Source organism: Aminobacter sp. LjRoot7 (assembly GCF_964252895.1).
Classification (GTDB): domain Bacteria; phylum Pseudomonadota; class Alphaproteobacteria; order Rhizobiales; family Rhizobiaceae; genus Aminobacter; species Aminobacter aminovorans_B.
In genome coordinates this window covers 278,498-294,674 of the sequence record NZ_CAXUPX020000004.1, presented here as the reverse complement: position 1 = coordinate 294,674, position 16,177 = coordinate 278,498, and the positions used below count along the sequence as shown (strand labels likewise).

The 16,177-nt window shown below is 64.3% G+C and carries 16 protein-coding genes; 13 read left to right on the top strand and 3 right to left on the bottom strand.

Annotated elements, in window-relative coordinates:
• Positions 1 to 74: 74 nt before the first annotated feature.
• Positions 75 to 1,247 (bottom strand): ABC transporter substrate-binding protein, encoded by a 1,173-nt coding sequence (locus ACSQ3E_RS14480; protein WP_436123216.1) that lies wholly within the window; start codon positions 1,245 to 1,247, stop codon positions 75 to 77.
• Between the two features lie 303 nt (positions 1,248 to 1,550).
• A complete protein-coding gene (locus tag ACSQ3E_RS14475) occupies positions 1,551 to 2,486 on the bottom strand; it encodes a LysR family transcriptional regulator (RefSeq protein ID WP_436123215.1) in 936 nt (311 codons plus the stop codon).
• A gap of 228 nt (positions 2,487 to 2,714) precedes the next feature.
• Here ACSQ3E_RS14475 and ACSQ3E_RS14470 point away from each other — a divergent pair, with 228 nt between their 5' ends.
• Genes ACSQ3E_RS14470 through ACSQ3E_RS14460 form a run of 3 tightly spaced genes read left to right on the top strand, consistent with a single transcriptional unit; the run spans position 2,715 to position 5,589 of the window.
• Complete coding sequence (locus ACSQ3E_RS14470) at positions 2,715 to 3,872, top strand: FAD-dependent oxidoreductase (protein ID WP_436123214.1); 1,158 nt, start codon at positions 2,715 to 2,717, stop codon at positions 3,870 to 3,872.
• Positions 3,873 to 3,918: 46 nt separating this feature from the next.
• Complete coding sequence (locus ACSQ3E_RS14465) at positions 3,919 to 4,707, top strand: alpha/beta fold hydrolase (protein ID WP_436123213.1); 789 nt, start codon at positions 3,919 to 3,921, stop codon at positions 4,705 to 4,707.
• Positions 4,708 to 4,719: 12 nt separating this feature from the next.
• The gene (locus tag ACSQ3E_RS14460) at positions 4,720 to 5,589 is read left to right on the top strand and encodes an alpha/beta hydrolase (RefSeq protein WP_436123212.1); all 870 of its coding nucleotides are present in this window, start codon (positions 4,720 to 4,722) and stop codon (positions 5,587 to 5,589) included.
• A 3-nt stretch (positions 5,590 to 5,592) separates the two neighbouring features.
• Here ACSQ3E_RS14460 and ACSQ3E_RS14455 read toward each other — a convergent pair whose 3' ends face one another.
• Positions 5,593 to 6,504: a LysR family transcriptional regulator gene (locus ACSQ3E_RS14455; RefSeq protein ID WP_436123211.1), complete on the bottom strand. Its 912-nt coding sequence runs from the start codon at positions 6,502 to 6,504 to the stop codon at positions 5,593 to 5,595.
• A 189-nt stretch (positions 6,505 to 6,693) separates the two neighbouring features.
• Here ACSQ3E_RS14455 and ACSQ3E_RS14450 point away from each other — a divergent pair, with 189 nt between their 5' ends.
• The 10 genes from ACSQ3E_RS14450 (at position 6,694) to ACSQ3E_RS14405 (ending at position 16,143) form a co-directional block, all read left to right on the top strand.
• Positions 6,694 to 8,127: an NAD-dependent succinate-semialdehyde dehydrogenase gene (locus ACSQ3E_RS14450; RefSeq protein ID WP_436123210.1), complete on the top strand. Its 1,434-nt coding sequence runs from the start codon at positions 6,694 to 6,696 to the stop codon at positions 8,125 to 8,127.
• A gap of 38 nt (positions 8,128 to 8,165) precedes the next feature.
• Positions 8,166 to 9,125, top strand: a complete 960-nt coding sequence (locus ACSQ3E_RS14445) for a dihydrodipicolinate synthase family protein (protein WP_436123209.1) — start codon at positions 8,166 to 8,168, stop codon at positions 9,123 to 9,125.
• Between the two features lie 45 nt (positions 9,126 to 9,170).
• Positions 9,171 to 9,716, top strand: coding sequence for a 3-hydroxyanthranilate 3,4-dioxygenase (locus ACSQ3E_RS14440; RefSeq protein ID WP_067962779.1), 546 nt, complete (start codon positions 9,171 to 9,173; stop codon positions 9,714 to 9,716).
• Between the two features lie 4 nt (positions 9,717 to 9,720).
• Positions 9,721 to 10,695 carry an MBL fold metallo-hydrolase gene (locus tag ACSQ3E_RS14435; RefSeq protein ID WP_436123208.1) on the top strand — a complete coding sequence of 325 codons (975 nt, stop codon included), beginning with the start codon at positions 9,721 to 9,723 and terminating at the stop codon, positions 10,693 to 10,695.
• A gap of 27 nt (positions 10,696 to 10,722) precedes the next feature.
• On the top strand, positions 10,723 to 11,886 hold the full coding sequence (locus ACSQ3E_RS14430; protein WP_436123207.1) for an ABC transporter substrate-binding protein: 1,164 nt from the start codon (positions 10,723 to 10,725) through the stop codon (positions 11,884 to 11,886).
• Between the two features lie 78 nt (positions 11,887 to 11,964).
• Positions 11,965 to 12,879, top strand: coding sequence for a branched-chain amino acid ABC transporter permease (locus ACSQ3E_RS14425; protein ID WP_436123206.1), 915 nt, complete (start codon positions 11,965 to 11,967; stop codon positions 12,877 to 12,879).
• Positions 12,880 to 12,898: 19 nt separating this feature from the next.
• Positions 12,899 to 13,882, top strand: coding sequence for a branched-chain amino acid ABC transporter permease (locus ACSQ3E_RS14420; RefSeq protein ID WP_436123205.1), 984 nt, complete (start codon positions 12,899 to 12,901; stop codon positions 13,880 to 13,882).
• Positions 13,879 to 14,634, top strand: a complete 756-nt coding sequence (locus ACSQ3E_RS14415) for an ABC transporter ATP-binding protein (RefSeq protein ID WP_436123204.1) — start codon at positions 13,879 to 13,881, stop codon at positions 14,632 to 14,634. Before ACSQ3E_RS14420 ends, ACSQ3E_RS14415 begins: the two co-directional genes overlap by 4 nt.
• On the top strand, positions 14,628 to 15,329 hold the full coding sequence (locus ACSQ3E_RS14410; protein WP_436123203.1) for an ABC transporter ATP-binding protein: 702 nt from the start codon (positions 14,628 to 14,630) through the stop codon (positions 15,327 to 15,329). Before ACSQ3E_RS14415 ends, ACSQ3E_RS14410 begins: the two co-directional genes overlap by 7 nt.
• Complete coding sequence (locus ACSQ3E_RS14405; RefSeq protein ID WP_436123202.1) at positions 15,316 to 16,143, top strand: aspartate dehydrogenase; 828 nt, start codon at positions 15,316 to 15,318, stop codon at positions 16,141 to 16,143. The genes ACSQ3E_RS14410 and ACSQ3E_RS14405 overlap by 14 nt, the downstream gene beginning before the upstream one ends.
• Positions 16,144 to 16,177 lie beyond the last annotated feature (34 nt).

Here is a 16,177-nt window from a genome sequence, read left to right as displayed (position 1 = left end):
GTAGTCCCCCCTCGCGCAGCCTGGTGGAGCACGCGTCCCGGGACCACCCGCCCGGGACGCGTGTCTTTTTTGGTTTAGTCCGTCGACATCTTGCAGTCGGCGGCGTAGCTGTCGCTGTGCGCCGTCAGCACCTTGCTTTCGGTCTTGAGCACCATCTTGCCGTCAGCACCCTTTTCCGCCTTGAGCGAATACCAGTCCTGCACCGGGTGCTGGTTGGGGCCGAACTTGAACGAACCGCGCACCGACGGGATTTCCGACGTCAGCAGCGCCTTGCGGAAGGCCGGCAGGTCGTCGACGCCCGACTTTTCAAGGCCGGTGCCGATCAGCAATGCCGCGTCATAGCCCTGGGCGGCATAATATGTGATCGGACGGTCGCCGAACTTGGCCTTCCAGGCCGCGACGAAGTCCTTGTTGACGGGATTGTCGAAGTCGTCGTTCCAGTGGCTGGTGACCTTCACGCCAAGCGCCGCATCACCGACAGCACCGACGATGACCTGGTCGAGGGACGCCGGATGGACGACCATCGGGATGTCCTTGAGCAGACCGGCCTGCTGGTACTGGCGCATGAAGGCGATGCCGAGGCCGCCCGGCTCGAATTCGTAGACGACGTCGGGCTTGGCGGCGCGGATCTGCGCCATCTCAGCGGCGAAGTCGGTCTGGTCGAGGCCGGTATAGGTCTCGCCGACGACCTCTCCCTTGTAGAAGCGCTTGAAGGCGCCCATCGTTTCCTTGCCGGCCTGGTAGTTCGGTGCGATCAGGAAGGCCTTCTTGTAGCCGAGCGACTGGGCAAGGGCACCGGCGCTTTCGCCCTGGCTGTCATCCTGCCAGGAGCTGACGAAATAGTTCGGATGGCATTCCTTGCCCGCGAAGGTGGCGGATGCCGTGTTGGCGCTGACATAGATCGCGTCGCCGTCGAGAATGTCGGGCAGGGCGGCGAAGGCGACGTTAGCGAACACCATGCCGGTGAACAGCTTGATGCCTTGCTCGGACAGCATCTTGTCGGCGATCTGCTTGGCGTTGCCCGGCTTCAGGCTGTCGTCCTCGACAACCAGTTCGACGGCCTTGCCGCCGAGCTGGCCCTTATTGGCGTCGATGGCCAACTGGAAGCCGTCGCGTATGTCCTGGCCGAGATAGCCAGCGGGGCCCGAAAGCGTGGTGATCATGCCGATCTTGAGCGGGTCTTCGGCATAGGCCGCGCTGACCGACAATGCCATGATGGCGGCCGACAAGATTCCCTTGAAATGCATTAGATTATTCCTCTTCCCCAAAATTCCCCACCGCTTAGGCAAAGCCTCCACAATCCTCGATCGCGGGGTGAACTGGCCGTCGCAGTGAACGTTTCAAAGGGAGGGGCAGCGGGGCAGGCGGCGCGCACTTTCGCGAAGCCGGGGCATAAGCTCACCGGCCTTCGTTCGGCATAAACCGCTGGCAACAGCTGCTCCTCCGCAGTGTTGTCCAATCGCCCAAGCTTGGCCCAACCAGCATTCCGGTAAATGGAAAACTCGTCATCCAGCCATGACGTCAGGGAATATCAATCGTCTAGTGATTACTTATACGTCATGGCGCGCGAGGTCGGCGGCAGTCCGGCGCAGCGTCTCCACCAGGACTTCAGCCGCTGGCGACAACCGCGCGTTTGTCCGGGTGGTGATGCCCATCGGCATGGCCGTGGCGCGCAAGGTCACCGGCAATATGACGATGGCGCCGGCGGCGGCCTCACGGCGGGCGACCTGGGCGGGGAACACGCCGAGATAGTCGGCGTCGATCAGCAGCGCCCTGTTGGTCAAAAGCGAAACGGAATCCACCGCATGCGACGGCGGTTCCAGCCCTTCCTCGCGGAAGGCGATGTCGATCTGCCGGCGCAGGCTGGTTTCCTGCGGCGGCAGGATCCATTCCCAGCCGATCAGGTCGGCAAGGTTGAGTTCGCTGCGCTCGGCCAGCGGATGGCCGCGACGCGCGACCACGCAGGCGATGTCGTCCATCAGCGTCTCCTGCACGACATTCAGCCGGTCGCGCTGCTCGGACAGGCGCCCGACCACCATGTCCAGTTCGCCAGCGCGCAAGGCTGGGATCAGCACGTCGTTGGTGCCCTCGACGATTTTGACGACGAGCTTGGGCCGCTCCTTGCGCAGGCGAGCGATGGCCGTCGGCAGCAATTCGGCCGAGGCCGACAGCAAGGTGCCGATGGCGACGCGGCCGCCGGTGCCGTCGCGCAGGTCGGCGAGATGCTCCTCGGCATGCGCCAACTGGGTGATGACGAGGCGCGCATGCTCGGCCAGCGTGTCGCCGAACATCGTCGGCACGACGCCGCGATTGGTGCGGTCGAACAGCCTCGCCTTGGTCAGCGCCTCGATTTCCTGCAGCGCCTTGGTCACCGCCGACTGGGTCATGTTCAGCCGCTTGGCGGCGCGCACAAGATTGCCCTCTTCGACGATCGCCACGACCATGCGCAGATGGCGGATGGTGAGACGGCTAGTGACGAGTTTCATCGGAGCCTTGCTTTCAAGTCGTTGCGTTCAGGTTGATATTCCAAATCCTCATAGGAATTTCCAGAGAATTCACTTGTCTGAATGTCCAATCGCTGGAAACTTGCCATGAGGAGGCGTTGGCGGCGCGAGGCGTTGCCAGCGCGCGGAGGTATTTCGGCCCGAGTCGCCTCGTTGCGGCCGGGCCCCAGACGTCGGCAGGATTTGCCGCACGGGGAGGACAATCCAGACATGACCGAGAAAACCGGAGCCGGGCGCCACGCGGAGATCGCGGGCGCTGGAATTGGCGGGCTGACCACGGCTGCCGCACTGGCCCAGCGTGGCTGGTCGGTGACCGTGCACGAGCGCGCGCCGAACCTGCGCACCTTCGGCGCCGGGATCTACATCTGGAGCAACGGCCTGCGCGTGCTCAAGGCGATCGGCGCCTATGAGCAGGCCGTCGTCGGCGCCCATATCGGACCGCAGTTCCACACCCGCGACCACGACAACACCACGATGGAAGAAATCCCCATCAACGGTCAGGGTGATGCCAGGCTGATCACCATCCTGCGCGAGCAGCTGATCAATTCGCTCGTCGACACCTGCCGACGCAGCGGCGTCGAGATCCTGACCAACTCGGAAGCGGTCGGCGCGACGCCAGAGGGCGAATTGCTGCTCGCCGACGGCACGCGACGCAAGGCTGACCTTGTCGTCGGCGCGGACGGCATCAACTCAAAGGTGCGCGACTCGCTCGACCTGATGATGTACCGCAAGCATCTCGGCTATGGCGCGATCCGCATGCTGATTGGCCGCGACGATGCCGACGTACCGGCAGAGGACCGCGACCGCTACATCGAATATTTCACCGGCACCCGCCGCATTCTCTACACCCCGGCCAGCGCCACCGACCTCTACGTCGCGCTCTGCTGCGCCGCCGATGACGCTGCGGCGCTCAAGGTTCCGGCCGACCGCGCGCTGTGGACCGAATCCTTCCCGCATCTCGCCCATCTGGTCTCGCGCTTCGGCGATGCCGGTCGTTGGGACGCCTTCGAGGTGGTCAAGCTCAAGCAATGGAGCAAAGGCCGTGCGGCGATCCTGGGAGACGCAGCACACGCCATGCCGCCTTATCTCGGGCAGGGCGGCGGCTGCGCGCTGATGAACGGCCTTGGGCTCGCCGCTGCCGTGGCAAATGCGGCCGACATCGAGCAGGCGCTGGCTGCCTGGGAAGAGCGTGAGCGGCCGATCACCGAACACACCCAGGACACCGCCGAGCGGCTCGGCGACATGAATTTCTGGCCCGACAAGCTGCGCTCTGAGGTGATGAAGATCACCGGCAAGAGCCGCGAACTCGGCGCCGAGCGCATGAAGACGGCGCGTTATGCGCCGACCGCCACCGAGCCGCTCGCCTGACCAGGGAACATCGGGTGCGATGCGCCCCAGAATTCGGAGACATCAGATGAAATCCATCCAGATCGGCGCCAACACCCTTTCCTACGACGAGGCAGGCGAGGGCGAGGTGCTGCTGCTTCTGTCGGGCTGGTGCCAGGACCACCGCCTGTTCAAGACGCTGGCGCCCGAACTCGCCAGGACCCATCGCGTCATCCGCCTGGACTGGCGCGGCCATGGCGAGCATCGCGAGCATGATGGCGACTTCACCGTCGACGACCAGGCGTCCGACGTCGTCGCCTTCCTCGACAAGATGAACATCGACAGGCTCGTGCCGGTGTCGACCTCGCATGGCGGCTGGGCCAACATCGAGGTGACGGACCGTCTTGGGGTGGCGCGCATCCCGCGTACCGTCGTCATCGACTGGATTCAGACCACGCCGAACGAAGATTTCTTCCGCATGATCGACCACATCCAGGATCGCACCAACTGGGAGAATGGCCGCGGCGATTTCTTCAACTACTGGATCGGCGACACCGAGAACCAGGACATCGTCAACCACGTCAACAACGAGATGGCGAAATACAGCTTCGAGATGTGGGCGCGGTCCGGGCGGGAGATCGGCAAGGCCTATCGCAAGTGGGGCAACCCGATGCAGCGCATGGCAGCACTCAAGGACAAGCGTCCGATCACCCACATCTATTCGCAGCCCTTCGAACCGGAATACGCTCAGGCACAGCTCGATTTCGCTGCCGGCAACGACTGGTACAAGCCCAACAAGCTGCCCGGCAAGACGCACTTCCCGACGCTCGAGCAGCCCAAGGTGGTGGCCGACACCATCCGTGCCTTCGTCGCCTGACAGGAGTAGCGCATGAGCGTGCTTGCCGAAGAAGCCAATTGGCCGCGTGACGTCCTCGACCGCGACTACGGTGCGCGGGCTTCCGTGACGCCCGAAGTCTTCGATGCCGCGATGCGCGACTACCGAAGCCGCTCCGAGGAGATGCGGGGCCACGCCACGCATCTCGACGTCGTCTATGACGAGCAGAGCGGCCAGACGATCGACATCTACGGCACCTCTAGCGAGTCGCGGCCGGTCTTCGTCTTCATCCATGGCGGCTACTGGCGCATGCTGTCCAAGCACGATTCCGCCTTCATGGCAGCGATGCTGGCGAAGAACGGCATCGCCACCGCCGTGGTCGATTACCGTCTGGCGCCCGAGGCTTCGCTCGACGAGATCGTGCGCGAGGTCAGGGCGGCGATCGGCTTTTTGTGGAAGAACGGCCGCGAGTTCGGCATCGCTCCCGAGAGCATCTATGCCGGCGGCAGCTCCGCCGGCGGGCACCTGACGGGCGCTGTGCTCTCGGGCGGCTGGCACCACGAGGCTGGCGTGCCGGAAGATGTCATCAAGGGCGCGCTGCCGATCAGCGGCCTGTTTCATCTCGCGCCGATTGCAAGATCGTTCGTGCAGGACTGGATCAAGCTGGACGAGGCGGCGGTGGAGCGGCTGAGCCCGGCTACGAACTTGCCCAGGGTCGGCTGCCCGATCGTCGTTGCCTATGCCGACGGCGAGCCCGACGGCTTCCGGCGGCAGTCGACCGCATATCACCAGATGTGGCGCGAGGCTGGCTTTGCCTCGGAGCTGATGGAAATCCCCGGCCGCAACCATTTCGACGTGCTGCTCGATCTTGCCTCCGAGGATACCTTCCTGTCGCAGGCGCTGGTCCGCCTGATCAAGGGCTGAGCGTCAGTTGGCGTCGCGTGGCGTCAGTTGCTGGGCATAGCGGCGCACGACGCCGGCAAAGGCCGATACGGCAGGCGAGACCGAACGCCCGGTGGCGTGGATCAGCGACACCTCGCGCGAGATGGTCGGTTCGGCCAACGGCTTGCCGGCGACCTTCCTGAAACGCGCCGCCGCCAGCGCATAGGTGGGCAGGACGGCAATGCCGAGGCCTGCCTCGACAAGGGCGATGGCCGTCGTCACCTGCGTCACCTCATAGGCCGGCTTGAACGGAATCTGCGCCATCTCGAAGCCGACTTCGACGAGCAGCCGGATGCCGCTGTCGCGGGTCAGCGTGATCAGCGGCTGCTCCGCCAGAGCGGCCCATTTGACCGTTTCCGAACCATAGAATGGGCTGTCATGGTCGCAGAACAGCATCAGGCTGTCACGCACCAGGGACAGCCTTTCGATGCCATCCTCGGCCGGCGAAAAGGTGCCGAGGCCGCAATCGGCTTGGCCGCTGCGCACGCTTTCGACGATCTGCTCCGTGCCGACATCGGCGAGTTGCACCGATATGCCGGGGTAGCTTTTCTGGAACTCGGCAATGGCCTGCGGCAGCACGACGGAGGCGAGCAGCGGCGGGGCGGCGATGCGCAGGCGTCCGCGCCGGCGTTCGGCCAGCATGTGCACGCCCTCGACCGCATGCTCCAGTTCCTCGACCACCTTCGTTGCCGAGTTCTGGAACTCGCGGCCGGCATCGGTCAGTTCAACCCGGCGGGTGGTGCGGTCGAACAGGCGCACCGACAGTTCCGCTTCGAGATCGCGGATCGCCTGCGATAGCGCCGGCTGCGCGGTTCCAAGCCGCTTCGAGGCACGCGAAAAGCTGCCGAGCTCGGCGACCGCAAGGAACTGCTGAATCTGCTTGATCGTGATCTTCACGGCGGTCTCCGCGGCGCAGGCTCGAATGGCCGGGTTATTTCGTCGCTAACTTATACAGAAAACAGTCTTAATTTATCAGATAAATCCATCTTGTCGATATAATGGTTTCCGCCGATGTTGGCACCAAGACGGCACGGGCCGCTGCCCGGAACTGTCGAATTGATGCCAATTGCGAAGCCGAGGCGCCCGATGTCCAACTACCCCGATCTCCAGCTTTACATCGGCGGCGCCTGGCGGCGGACGGCGGAAACGCTGCCCGTCATCAACCCGGCCGACGAGAGCGTGATCGGCGCTGTTCCGGTGGCCTCCACCGGAGATCTCGACGCGGCTCTCGAAGCCGCCGAGCGCGGCTTTGCCGTCTGGCGCAAGACCTCGCCCGCCCGCCGCGCCGAGGTGCTGCGCAAGGCAGCAGCGCTGCTGCGCGAGCGCATCGACGAGGTCGCCAGGGACATCACCCGCGAGCACGGCAAGCCGTTCCAGCAGGCGCGTCTCGAGGTTATTCGTGGAGCTGAATTCTTCGAATGGGACGCCGGTGAAGCCCAGCGCACTTATGGCCGCGTCATCCCCAGCGAGCCCGGTATCCGCTACATCGTCCATCACCAGCCGATCGGCACGGTGGCGGCGTTTTCGCCGTGGAATTTCCCGATGAGCCAGCCGGCGCGCAAGATCGCCGGTGCCTTGGCCGCCGGCTGCTCGATCATCATCAAGGCGGCGGAAGAGACTCCTGCCGGCTGCCTGCACATTGCGCGTGCCTTTCATGATGCCGGCCTTCCGGCCGGCGTGCTCAACCTCGTCTTCGGCATTCCGGCGCAGATTTCCGAATACCTCATCCCGCAGGAGCAGGTTCGCCTGATCGCCTTCACCGGCTCGACCGCGGTTGGCAGGACGCTGACCGGTCTCGCCTCCCGCTATGTGAAGCCGACGCTGATGGAGCTCGGCGGCCACGCCCCTGTGATTGTTTGCGACGACGCCGATCCGGTGAAGGCCGGCATCGCCTCGGCCATCCGCAAGGTGCGCAATTCCGGCCAAGTCTGCACCTCGCCGACCCGCTTCTTCGTCCACGAGAAGGTCTACAAGTCGTTCACCGAGGCTTTCATCGAGCGCGCCCGCGCAGTCAGGGTCGGCAACGGTCTGGAAGAGGGGGTCGAAATGGGTCCGGTGGCCAACCATCGCCGTGTCGAGGCGATGGAAGTGCTGGTCGCCGACGCCGTTTCGAAGGGCGCCAAGCTTCTGCTCGGCGGCGAGCGGCCGCGCAATAGCGGCTATTTCTATCCGCCGACGATTCTTGCCGAGCTGCCCGATGATGCCCGCGTGATGCGCGAGGAGCCGTTCGGCCCGCTGGCGGTGATCAATCCAGTCTCCTCGCTGGAAGAGGCGATCGAGAAGGCCAATGGCGTGCCTTTCGGCCTCGCCGCCTATGCCTTCACCAATTCGGCCGCCAATGTCGACCAGATCACCGACGACCTCGAAGCCGGCAACGTCTCGATCAACACGCTTGAAGCCTCTGTTGCCGAGACGCCGTTCGGCGGCGTCAAGGAAAGCGGCTTCGGTCGCGAGGGCGGTGTCGAAGGCATCCTTCACTACATGGTGGCCAAGAACGTCTCGCACCGCATGGCAATCTAGCCGAAGCCTGCAATCGCCTCGTAAAGGTTTGCAATCAGATGAAATACGACAAGAAGACCGCCAAGGCCCATTCGAGGGCGACAATGAAGGGCATCTGGGCCGCCGGCCTGATGCCGTTCAAGGATGACCTCTCGATCGACGAGGACGGTTTCCGCAGCAATGTCGACCACTGGATCGGCGACCTCGGCATTGACGGCTTCTTCATTGCCGGTAAGCAGGGCGAGTTCTTCTCGATGTCGCTCGACGAGCGCAAGCGCAGTTTCGACCTCGCCGTCGATGCCTGCGCCGGCCGCGCCCAGACCATCATGTCCTGCTCCGACCAGAACATGGACGTGGTGATCGATCTGGCCAAGCATGCCCAGAAATGCGGCGCCGACTACATCGTCGTGCACGCGCCGATCCTGCATTTCTTCAAGGAGCAGGACGAGACGCTGCTCAACTACTACCGCACCATCGCCGACAAGGTAGATATCGGCATCGCGCTCTGGAGCCATCCCGACAGCGGCTACCTGATGAGCCCCGAACTGTGCAACAAGCTCGCCGACATCGAGAACGTCGTCGCCATCAAGTATTCGGTGCCGCGCCCGATGTACAAGGAACTGACGGCACTCGCCGGCGACCGCATCCTCGTCAGCACGGCCTCTGAGGAGGAGTGGCTCGACAACATCCTCGAGCTCAACTGGCAGCTCTACCTCTGCTCGTCGCCGCCCTATCTGATCCAGACCAAGCACGACAAGCGCATGCGTGAATACACCGACCTTGCCTTTTCAGGCAAAGCCGAGGAAGCACGCCGCATCCGCGACAGCCTCGACCCCGTGCGTGCTGCACTCAAGAACACGCGCCCGGCCGAGAAGCCGCATTCGCACCAGAAGTACTGGCAGGAGCTTTTGGGGCAGGCGGGTGGACGGGTGCGCCCGCCGCTGCTCGAACTGACCGAGGAAGAAAAGCGCGCCACCCGCGCCGCCTTCGAGGCATGCGGGCTGAAGACCTCAGCCTGACCGAACAATCCGACGCTTGCGCGCCGACCCAAAGGAGGAACGATAATGACCAGACGCCTTTCGGCCTTCAGCTTCTCGAAGTGGATCGACGAGCACGCCCATCTGCTCAAGCCGCCGGTCGGCAACCAGCAGATTTGGGAAGACGCCGATCTGATGGTGACTGTCGTCGGCGGCCCCAACAAGCGCACCGACTATCACGACGATCCGGTCGAGGAGTTCTTCTACCAGCTCAAGGGCGACATGATGCTCAAGGTGGTGGACAACGGCAATTTCTACGACGTGCCGATCCGCGAGGGGGAGATCTTCCTTCTGCCGCCGCATGTGCGCCACTCGCCGCAGCGCCCGCAGGAAGGCTCCATTGGCCTCGTCGTCGAGCCGAAGCGCAATGATGGCCTGCTCGACGCCTTCGAATGGTACTGCTTCGAGTGCAACGGGCTGGTCAAGCGCGTCGAGGTCACCCTGAAAAGCATCGTCCGCGACCTGCCGCCGATCTACCAGGCGTTCTACGCCGACGAGAAGGCGCGCACCTGCCCGCAATGCGGTGCGCTTCATCCGGGCAAGACCCCGCCGGAAGGCTGGGTGAAGCTCTAGGCGCATGAAGGTAATCAGGCGACATTTTCCGGAACTCGGCATCGAACTGGAGCAGCTTCACGCTGGTCCGGTCGTGGTGACCTGCATTCCTGACATGGCCAATGTCGCCTGGCCGGCAAAGGCGATCTTCGCGGGGCTTTCGCGCGAAGACCTGGAAGCTGCTTTCAGGCGTTCGCCCGCTGGCACCGTCGACCCCGAAGGCGAAACGGTGGCGCTCAGCTTCAACTGCTACGTCATCGAGACGCTTGACTACATCGCGCTGATCGATGGCGGCATCGGCGATGGCAAGGAACGACCGCACCGGCCGGCCTGGCATCGCCGCGAGACGCAATTTCTCCAGACCTTGTCCGCGCTTGGCATTTCGCCCGAGCGCGTCGACATCGTCATCAACACGCATCTGCACGCCGACCATGTCGGCTGGAACACGAGGCGGGAAGGCGAGACCTGGCGGCCGGCCTTTCCCAATGCGCGCTACGTCGTCGCCGAAACCGAGCTTGCCCACTGGACCAAGGTCCATGAGGCCTCGAGCGACGGCAACACGCTGCATGGCGCCTTTGCGGATAGCGTGTTGCCCATCATCCGGTCGGTCGGCTTCGAGGCGGTGGCTTCGGACGCCGAGGTGGCGGTGGGGCTGCGGCTGAAGCCGGCGCCGGGACATTCGCCCGGCATGGTGGTCGTGTCGCTTGTATCAGGCGAGGGCGAGGTGCTGTTCCTGGCCGACGCCGTGCATCATCCACTACAACTCGGCGACGACGGCATCGTCTGCAATTTCTGCGAGGACCCGGTTCTGGCGCGTTCGACGCGGATCGGGCTGCTCGGTGCTGCGGCAGCCAGGGGCACCGTGCTCGCGCCCTACCATTTTCCCGCTCCTGTCTTCGGCCGGCTGACGGCAGAGGCGGCTTCGTTCCGGTTCGTGCCTCTCGACATCGAGGCAGCCGGCCAGCCTGCAAACGACCCGGCAATCAACAATGCGCGCTGAAACGCGCCGACCAGAGGAGAACTGAGGATGAACTTGAGGAAAACACTTCTTGCCGCGTCGGTCGCCGTATTTGCGGCAGTCCCGGCTTTCGCCGCCGATCCGGTCAAGATCGGCATGATCACCACGCTGTCCGGCCCGGCAGGTTATCTCGGCCAGGACATCCGCGACGGCTTCATGCTGGCGCTGGAGGAGGGCAAGCTCGGCGGCGTGCCAGTCGAGCTGATGGTCGAGGATGACGGCTTGAAGCCCGGCCAGGGCAAGCAGATCGCCGAACGCTTCATGGGCGAGGAAGGCATCAAGCTGTTCACCGGCATCGTCTTTTCCAATGTCGCCGGCGCCACCGTGCCCGACATCGTCGACAACGACGCCTTCTATGTCAGCCCCAACGCCGCGCCGTCGAACATGGCCGGCAAGGAGTGCAACCCGAACTACTTCGTTGTCTCCTGGCAGAACGACTCCCTGCACGAGAGTGCCGGCCAGAACGCCACCAATCTTGGCTACAAGAAGGCCTTCGTGCTGGCCCCGAACTACCAGGCCGGCAAGGACGCCATCGCCGGCTTCAAGCGCTACTTCAAGGGCGAGATCGCCGGCGAAATCTACACCCGCCTCGACCAGACCGATTTTGCCGCCGAGCTCGCCCAGGTCCGCGCCGCCAAGCCGGACGTGGTGTTCCAGTTCCATCCCGGCGGCCTCGGCATCACCTTCCTGCGCCAGTACGAGCAGTCCGGCCTGATGAAGGAAGTCCCGATGGTCGTGGCCGAACCGTCGATGGATGGCGTCACGCTCGCAGCCGTCGGCGATGCCGCCATTGGCCTCAACGTGACGAGCCACTGGAACTCGGACTTCGACAACGCCGCCAACAAGAAGTTCATGGCGGCCTGGAACAAGGCCTACAACCGTCCCGTGACCTACTACGCCAGCCAGGGCTACGATGCGGCCCTTGCTTACGCCTCGGCGCTGAAGGCCACCGGCGGCAGCCTCGACGATGCCGATGCCTTCCGCGAAGCGCTGCGCAAGGCCGACTTCGAATCCGTGCGCGGCAAGTTCGCTTTCGGCCCCAACCAGCATCCGGTGCAGAACTGGTACGCGCTGAAGGTCGAGAAGGGCGATGACGGCAAGCCGATGCTGAAGACCGTCGGCGAGGTCCTCAAGGACCATGGCGACGCCTACGCAGCCGAGTGCAGGATGTAGGCCCGATCAATTTGCCATGGCGGGCGGCCACGATGCCGCTCGCCAGATTTCCAGTTTTTCCAATCGAAGCGACAGGCGATGACGCTCTTCCTCGAACAAATGCTGAATGGCGTGCAATTCGGCGTCATGCTCTTTTTGCTGGCGGCCGGCCTGACGCTGATCTTCGGCATCATGGGCGTCATCAACCTGGCGCATGGCTCGATCTACATGATCGGCGCCTATGCCGGCACGTGGGTCGCCGCCGAGACCGGCTCGTTCTGGCTCGGCATTCCGGCAGCGCTTGCTGCGGCTGCCGTCACCGGTGTTGCAATCGAGTTCCTCGTCGTGCGGCGTCTCTATGGCCGTGACCATCTCGACCAGGTGCTGGCGACCTTCGGCCTGATCCTGATCTTCAACCAGACGATCACCATCCTGTTCGGGCGCCAGCCGCTGTTCGTGTCGATGCCGGAAGTGCTGGGCGGTTCGGTCGAGTTGCTGCCGGGGCTGGTCTATCCCGTCTATCGCCTCGCGATCATCGCCGTCGGCCTGCTCGTGGCGCTCGGGCTCTATTTGCTCATCAACAAGACGCGCATCGGCATGCTGGTCCGAGCCGGCTCGACCAACCGCGAAATGGTGCGCGCGCTCGGTGTCGACATCCGGCTGCTCTACACGCTGGTCTTCGGCCTCGGCGCGCTTCTGGCCGGTCTCGCCGGCTTCATGGCCGGGCCGATCCTCGCGGTCCAGGTCGGCATGGGCGAGCAGATCCTGATCACCACCTTCGTCGTCGTCGTCATCGGCGGCGTCGGCTCGATCCGTGGCGCCTTCTTCGCGAGCCTCATCCTCGGTGTCGTCGACACCGGCCTACGCGCCTATCTGCCGGGCTTGCTGCGCCAGGTCATGGTCGGCTCGGAGGCCGACGCGCTCGGCGCCGGTATCTCTTCGATGGGCATCTACCTGCTGATGGCGATCGTCCTCCTCATCAGGCCGAAGGGCCTGTTCATCCGAAATTCCTGAACTAGGCGCTGACTGGCCCATGGAAAAGACACTCAAGCGACCCGTCTTGCTAGCCGGCGTGCTGATCGCGCTGATCGCATTGCCGACGGTCGCCGACGCAACCGGCTATGCCGCGCTGACGTCGCTCGCAACCCGCGTGCTGATCTACGGCATTGCCGCCGCCAGCCTCAACTTCGTGCTCGGCTATGGCGGCATGGTCAGCTTCGGCCACGCCGCGTTCTTCGGCATCGGCGGTTATGTCGTCGGCATCCTCTACCAGCACTATTCGCTGGGCGAGCCTTTGCTTGGCTTCATTCCCGGAACCAACCAACTCTTGATCACCATCCCCGTGGCGCTGGTGGTCTCCGGCCTGATGGCGGCACTCATCGGTGCGCTGTCGCTGCGCACCGGCGGCGTGCAGTTCATCATGATCACGCTCGCCTTCGCCCAGATGCTGTTTTTTCTGTTCGTCTCGCTCAAGACCTATGGCGGCGACGATGGCCTGATCATTCGCCGCGCCAATGAACTGCCCGGGCTCAACATGCGCGACAAGCAGACCGTCTATTTTGTCTGCCTGGCGATCACGGTTGCGTTCTTCTTCGTCCTCTGGCGCATCGTCAATTCGCGCTTCGGCAACGTCATTGTCGGCCTGCGCCAGAGCGAAAAGCGCATGGCGGCGATCGGCCTGCCGGCCTACCGCTACAAGCTGATGGCCTTCGTCATCTCGGGCATGGGCTGTGGCCTGGCCGGCGCGCTGATGGCCAATTTCCTGCGCTATGCCAGCCCCGACATGATCCACTGGACCAAGTCGGGCGAACTGATGGTGATGGTCATCCTCGGTGGCGTCGGCACGCTGTTCGGTCCGTTGCTTGGCGCTGCCGTGTTCATCGTGCTCGAATCGATCCTCGCCTCATGGACGGAGAACTGGCAGCTCGGCCTTGGCCTGATCCTTTTGTTCGTGGTGCTTTACACCCAGGGCGGCGTCCAGGGGCTGGGTGCGCGTCTGCTCGGGAGGCGCGCATGACTCCGGTCCTCAACGTCAAGGGCATAGTCAAGCGTTTCGGCGGCCTGCTCGCCACCGACCATGTCGACCTCACCGTCAATCCAGGTGAAATCCACGCCCTGATCGGCCCCAACGGCGCCGGCAAGACCACGCTGATATCGCAGCTGATGGGCGAGCTCAGGCAGAACGAAGGCACCATCGAACTCGACGGCCAGCCGATCACCACCTTGCCAACCGCCAGGCGCGTGTGGATGGGGCTGGCACGTACCTTCCAGATCACCTGCCTGCTGCCCGACTACACGGTGCTCGACAACGTCGCCATCGCCATCCAGGTGCGGCAGGGCCACAGCTTCCGCTTCTGGGGCAATGTTCGCCACGAGCAGCAGCTGCGTGAAAGCGCAAGGAGCTTCCTCGATGCTGCCGGCCTGGGCGACCGGGCCGGCGAGCTGGTCGCCAACCTGTCTCATGGCGAGCAGAAGCAGCTCGAGCTTGCCGTGGCGCTGGCCACAAAGCCGCGCCTGCTGCTGCTCGACGAGCCGATGGCGGGCCTTGGACATGTTGAGAGCCAGCAGATGATCGAGATGTTGCGCGGTCTCAGGAACCAGGTCTCGATGTTGCTCGTCGAGCATGACATGGAGGCGGTGTTCGCGCTGGCTGACCGGATCTCGGTGCTGGTCTATGGTCGCATCATCGCCACTGGCACCGTCGACGAGATCAGGGACAATCCGGAAGTCCGCACCGCCTATCTGGGCGAGGGAGACGAGCTATGCTGAGCGTCGCCAAACTGCAGTCGGCCTATGGCCGCAGCCAGGTGCTTTTCGATGTTGCGCTCGAAATCGGCGATGGAGAGGTGGTGACGCTGCTCGGCCGCAACGGCATGGGCAAGACCACCACCGTCAAGTCGATCATGGGGCTGCTCAAGCCGCTGTCGGGTGAAATCAGCTTCACCGGTCGCGACGTGCGCGGTGCCACGCCCGAAACGGTGGCGCGGCTTGGCGTCGGCCTGGTGCCCGAGGGCCGCCAGACCTTCTCGACGCTCACCGTGCGCGAAAACCTCGTCGCCACCGCCGCCAACCGTCTTGGCCGCAAGGACCCGTGGACGCTGGAGCGGGTCTATGCGCTGTTTCCAAGGCTCAAGGAGCGGGCCGGGCAGGCTGCCGGCACCCTGTCGGGCGGCGAGCAGCAGATGCTTGTCGTCGGCCGCGCGCTGATGACCAATCCGAAGCTGCTCATCCTCGACGAGGCGACTGAGGGTCTGGCGCCGGTCATCCGCGCCGAGATCTGGGGCTGCATCGAGGCGCTCAAGGCCGAAGGGCAGTCGATCCTTTTGATCGACAAGAACCTCAACGTGCTGAAGCGTCTCGCCGACCGCCACTACATCTTGGAGAAGGGCCGCACCGTCTGGTCAGGCACCGGTGAAGACCTGACCAACAATGCCGAACTGGTGCAGCGTTATGTCGGCCTCTGACAAGCGCAAGCGCCGTCTGCGGCTCTGCTTCGTCGGTTGGGGCGCCATCGCCTCGCGGGTTGGCGAGTTGCTCGCCGAGCGGCAGCCGGCCGGCGTCAAGATCGTGGCGGTCGCCGTGCGCGATACGGAACTCGAACGCCTCGGCTTGCCGGAAGGCGTGCGCCTGATCACTGGGCCGGATGAACTGGCGGGGCTCGACATCGACATGGTGATCGAGGTGGCAGGCCGACAGGCGGTTGCCATCTGGGGCGAGGCGGCCCTGCGCCACGCGGCAAGCTTCGTTGTATCTTCGGCAAGCGCCTTCACTGACGAAGCGATGCTGGGCCTTCTCCTGGCCGTCGCCGAGGAAACCGGCAGCCGCATCGTCGTGCCCTCGGGCGCGCTCGGCGACCTTGGCGCGCTCGCAGCCGCTGCAGTCCTGCCCATCGACGAGGTCAGGCACACCATCGTCAAGCCGCCGCTCGCCTGGAAGGGCACGCGGGCTGCCGAGATGATCGACCTGGACAGGCTGGCCAGGCGCACCGAGTTCTTCGCTGGTACGGCGCGCCAGGCGGCGGATGCGTTTCCGCAGAACGCCAACGTAGCCGTCATCTCGGCCTTGTCGGGCATCGGCCTGGACCGCACCCGCGTCGTGCTGGTCGCCGATCCCTCAGCCTCGCGCAACATCCACGAGATCAGTGCCACGGGCGCCTTCGGCAAGCTCGACCTGAGGCTTGAAAATGAGCCTCTCAAGACCAACCCGAAATCATCCGAGATGACAGCGCTCAGCCTCGTGCGCCTGATCGAAAACGCAGTCGCGCCGCTGGTGCGCTGAGCGCGAGGCGAAGAACTCAGCCAGCGCGCTGAGT

What these genes read in the sequence shown, in the direction of transcription:
- ACSQ3E_RS14480 (WP_436123216.1), bottom strand. Translation starts at nt 1,247, where the DNA reads ATGCATTTCAAGGGAATCTTGTCGGCCGCCATCATGGCATTGTCGGTC.
- ACSQ3E_RS14475 (WP_436123215.1), bottom strand. Translation starts at nt 2,486, where the DNA reads ATGAAACTCGTCACTAGCCGTCTCACCATCCGCCATCTGCGCATGGTC.
- ACSQ3E_RS14470 (WP_436123214.1), top strand. Translation starts at nt 2,715, where the DNA reads ATGACCGAGAAAACCGGAGCCGGGCGCCACGCGGAGATCGCGGGCGCT.
- ACSQ3E_RS14465 (WP_436123213.1), top strand. Translation starts at nt 3,919, where the DNA reads ATGAAATCCATCCAGATCGGCGCCAACACCCTTTCCTACGACGAGGCA.
- ACSQ3E_RS14460 (WP_436123212.1), top strand. Translation starts at nt 4,720, where the DNA reads ATGAGCGTGCTTGCCGAAGAAGCCAATTGGCCGCGTGACGTCCTCGAC.
- ACSQ3E_RS14450 (WP_436123210.1), top strand. Translation starts at nt 6,694, where the DNA reads ATGTCCAACTACCCCGATCTCCAGCTTTACATCGGCGGCGCCTGGCGG.
- ACSQ3E_RS14445 (WP_436123209.1), top strand. Translation starts at nt 8,166, where the DNA reads ATGAAATACGACAAGAAGACCGCCAAGGCCCATTCGAGGGCGACAATG.
- ACSQ3E_RS14440 (WP_067962779.1), top strand. Translation starts at nt 9,171, where the DNA reads ATGACCAGACGCCTTTCGGCCTTCAGCTTCTCGAAGTGGATCGACGAG.
- ACSQ3E_RS14435 (WP_436123208.1), top strand. Translation starts at nt 9,721, where the DNA reads ATGAAGGTAATCAGGCGACATTTTCCGGAACTCGGCATCGAACTGGAG.
- ACSQ3E_RS14430 (WP_436123207.1), top strand. Translation starts at nt 10,723, where the DNA reads ATGAACTTGAGGAAAACACTTCTTGCCGCGTCGGTCGCCGTATTTGCG.
- ACSQ3E_RS14425 (WP_436123206.1), top strand. Translation starts at nt 11,965, where the DNA reads ATGACGCTCTTCCTCGAACAAATGCTGAATGGCGTGCAATTCGGCGTC.
- ACSQ3E_RS14420 (WP_436123205.1), top strand. Translation starts at nt 12,899, where the DNA reads ATGGAAAAGACACTCAAGCGACCCGTCTTGCTAGCCGGCGTGCTGATC.
- ACSQ3E_RS14415 (WP_436123204.1), top strand. Translation starts at nt 13,879, where the DNA reads ATGACTCCGGTCCTCAACGTCAAGGGCATAGTCAAGCGTTTCGGCGGC.
- ACSQ3E_RS14410 (WP_436123203.1), top strand. Translation starts at nt 14,628, where the DNA reads ATGCTGAGCGTCGCCAAACTGCAGTCGGCCTATGGCCGCAGCCAGGTG.
- ACSQ3E_RS14405 (WP_436123202.1), top strand. Translation starts at nt 15,316, where the DNA reads ATGTCGGCCTCTGACAAGCGCAAGCGCCGTCTGCGGCTCTGCTTCGTC.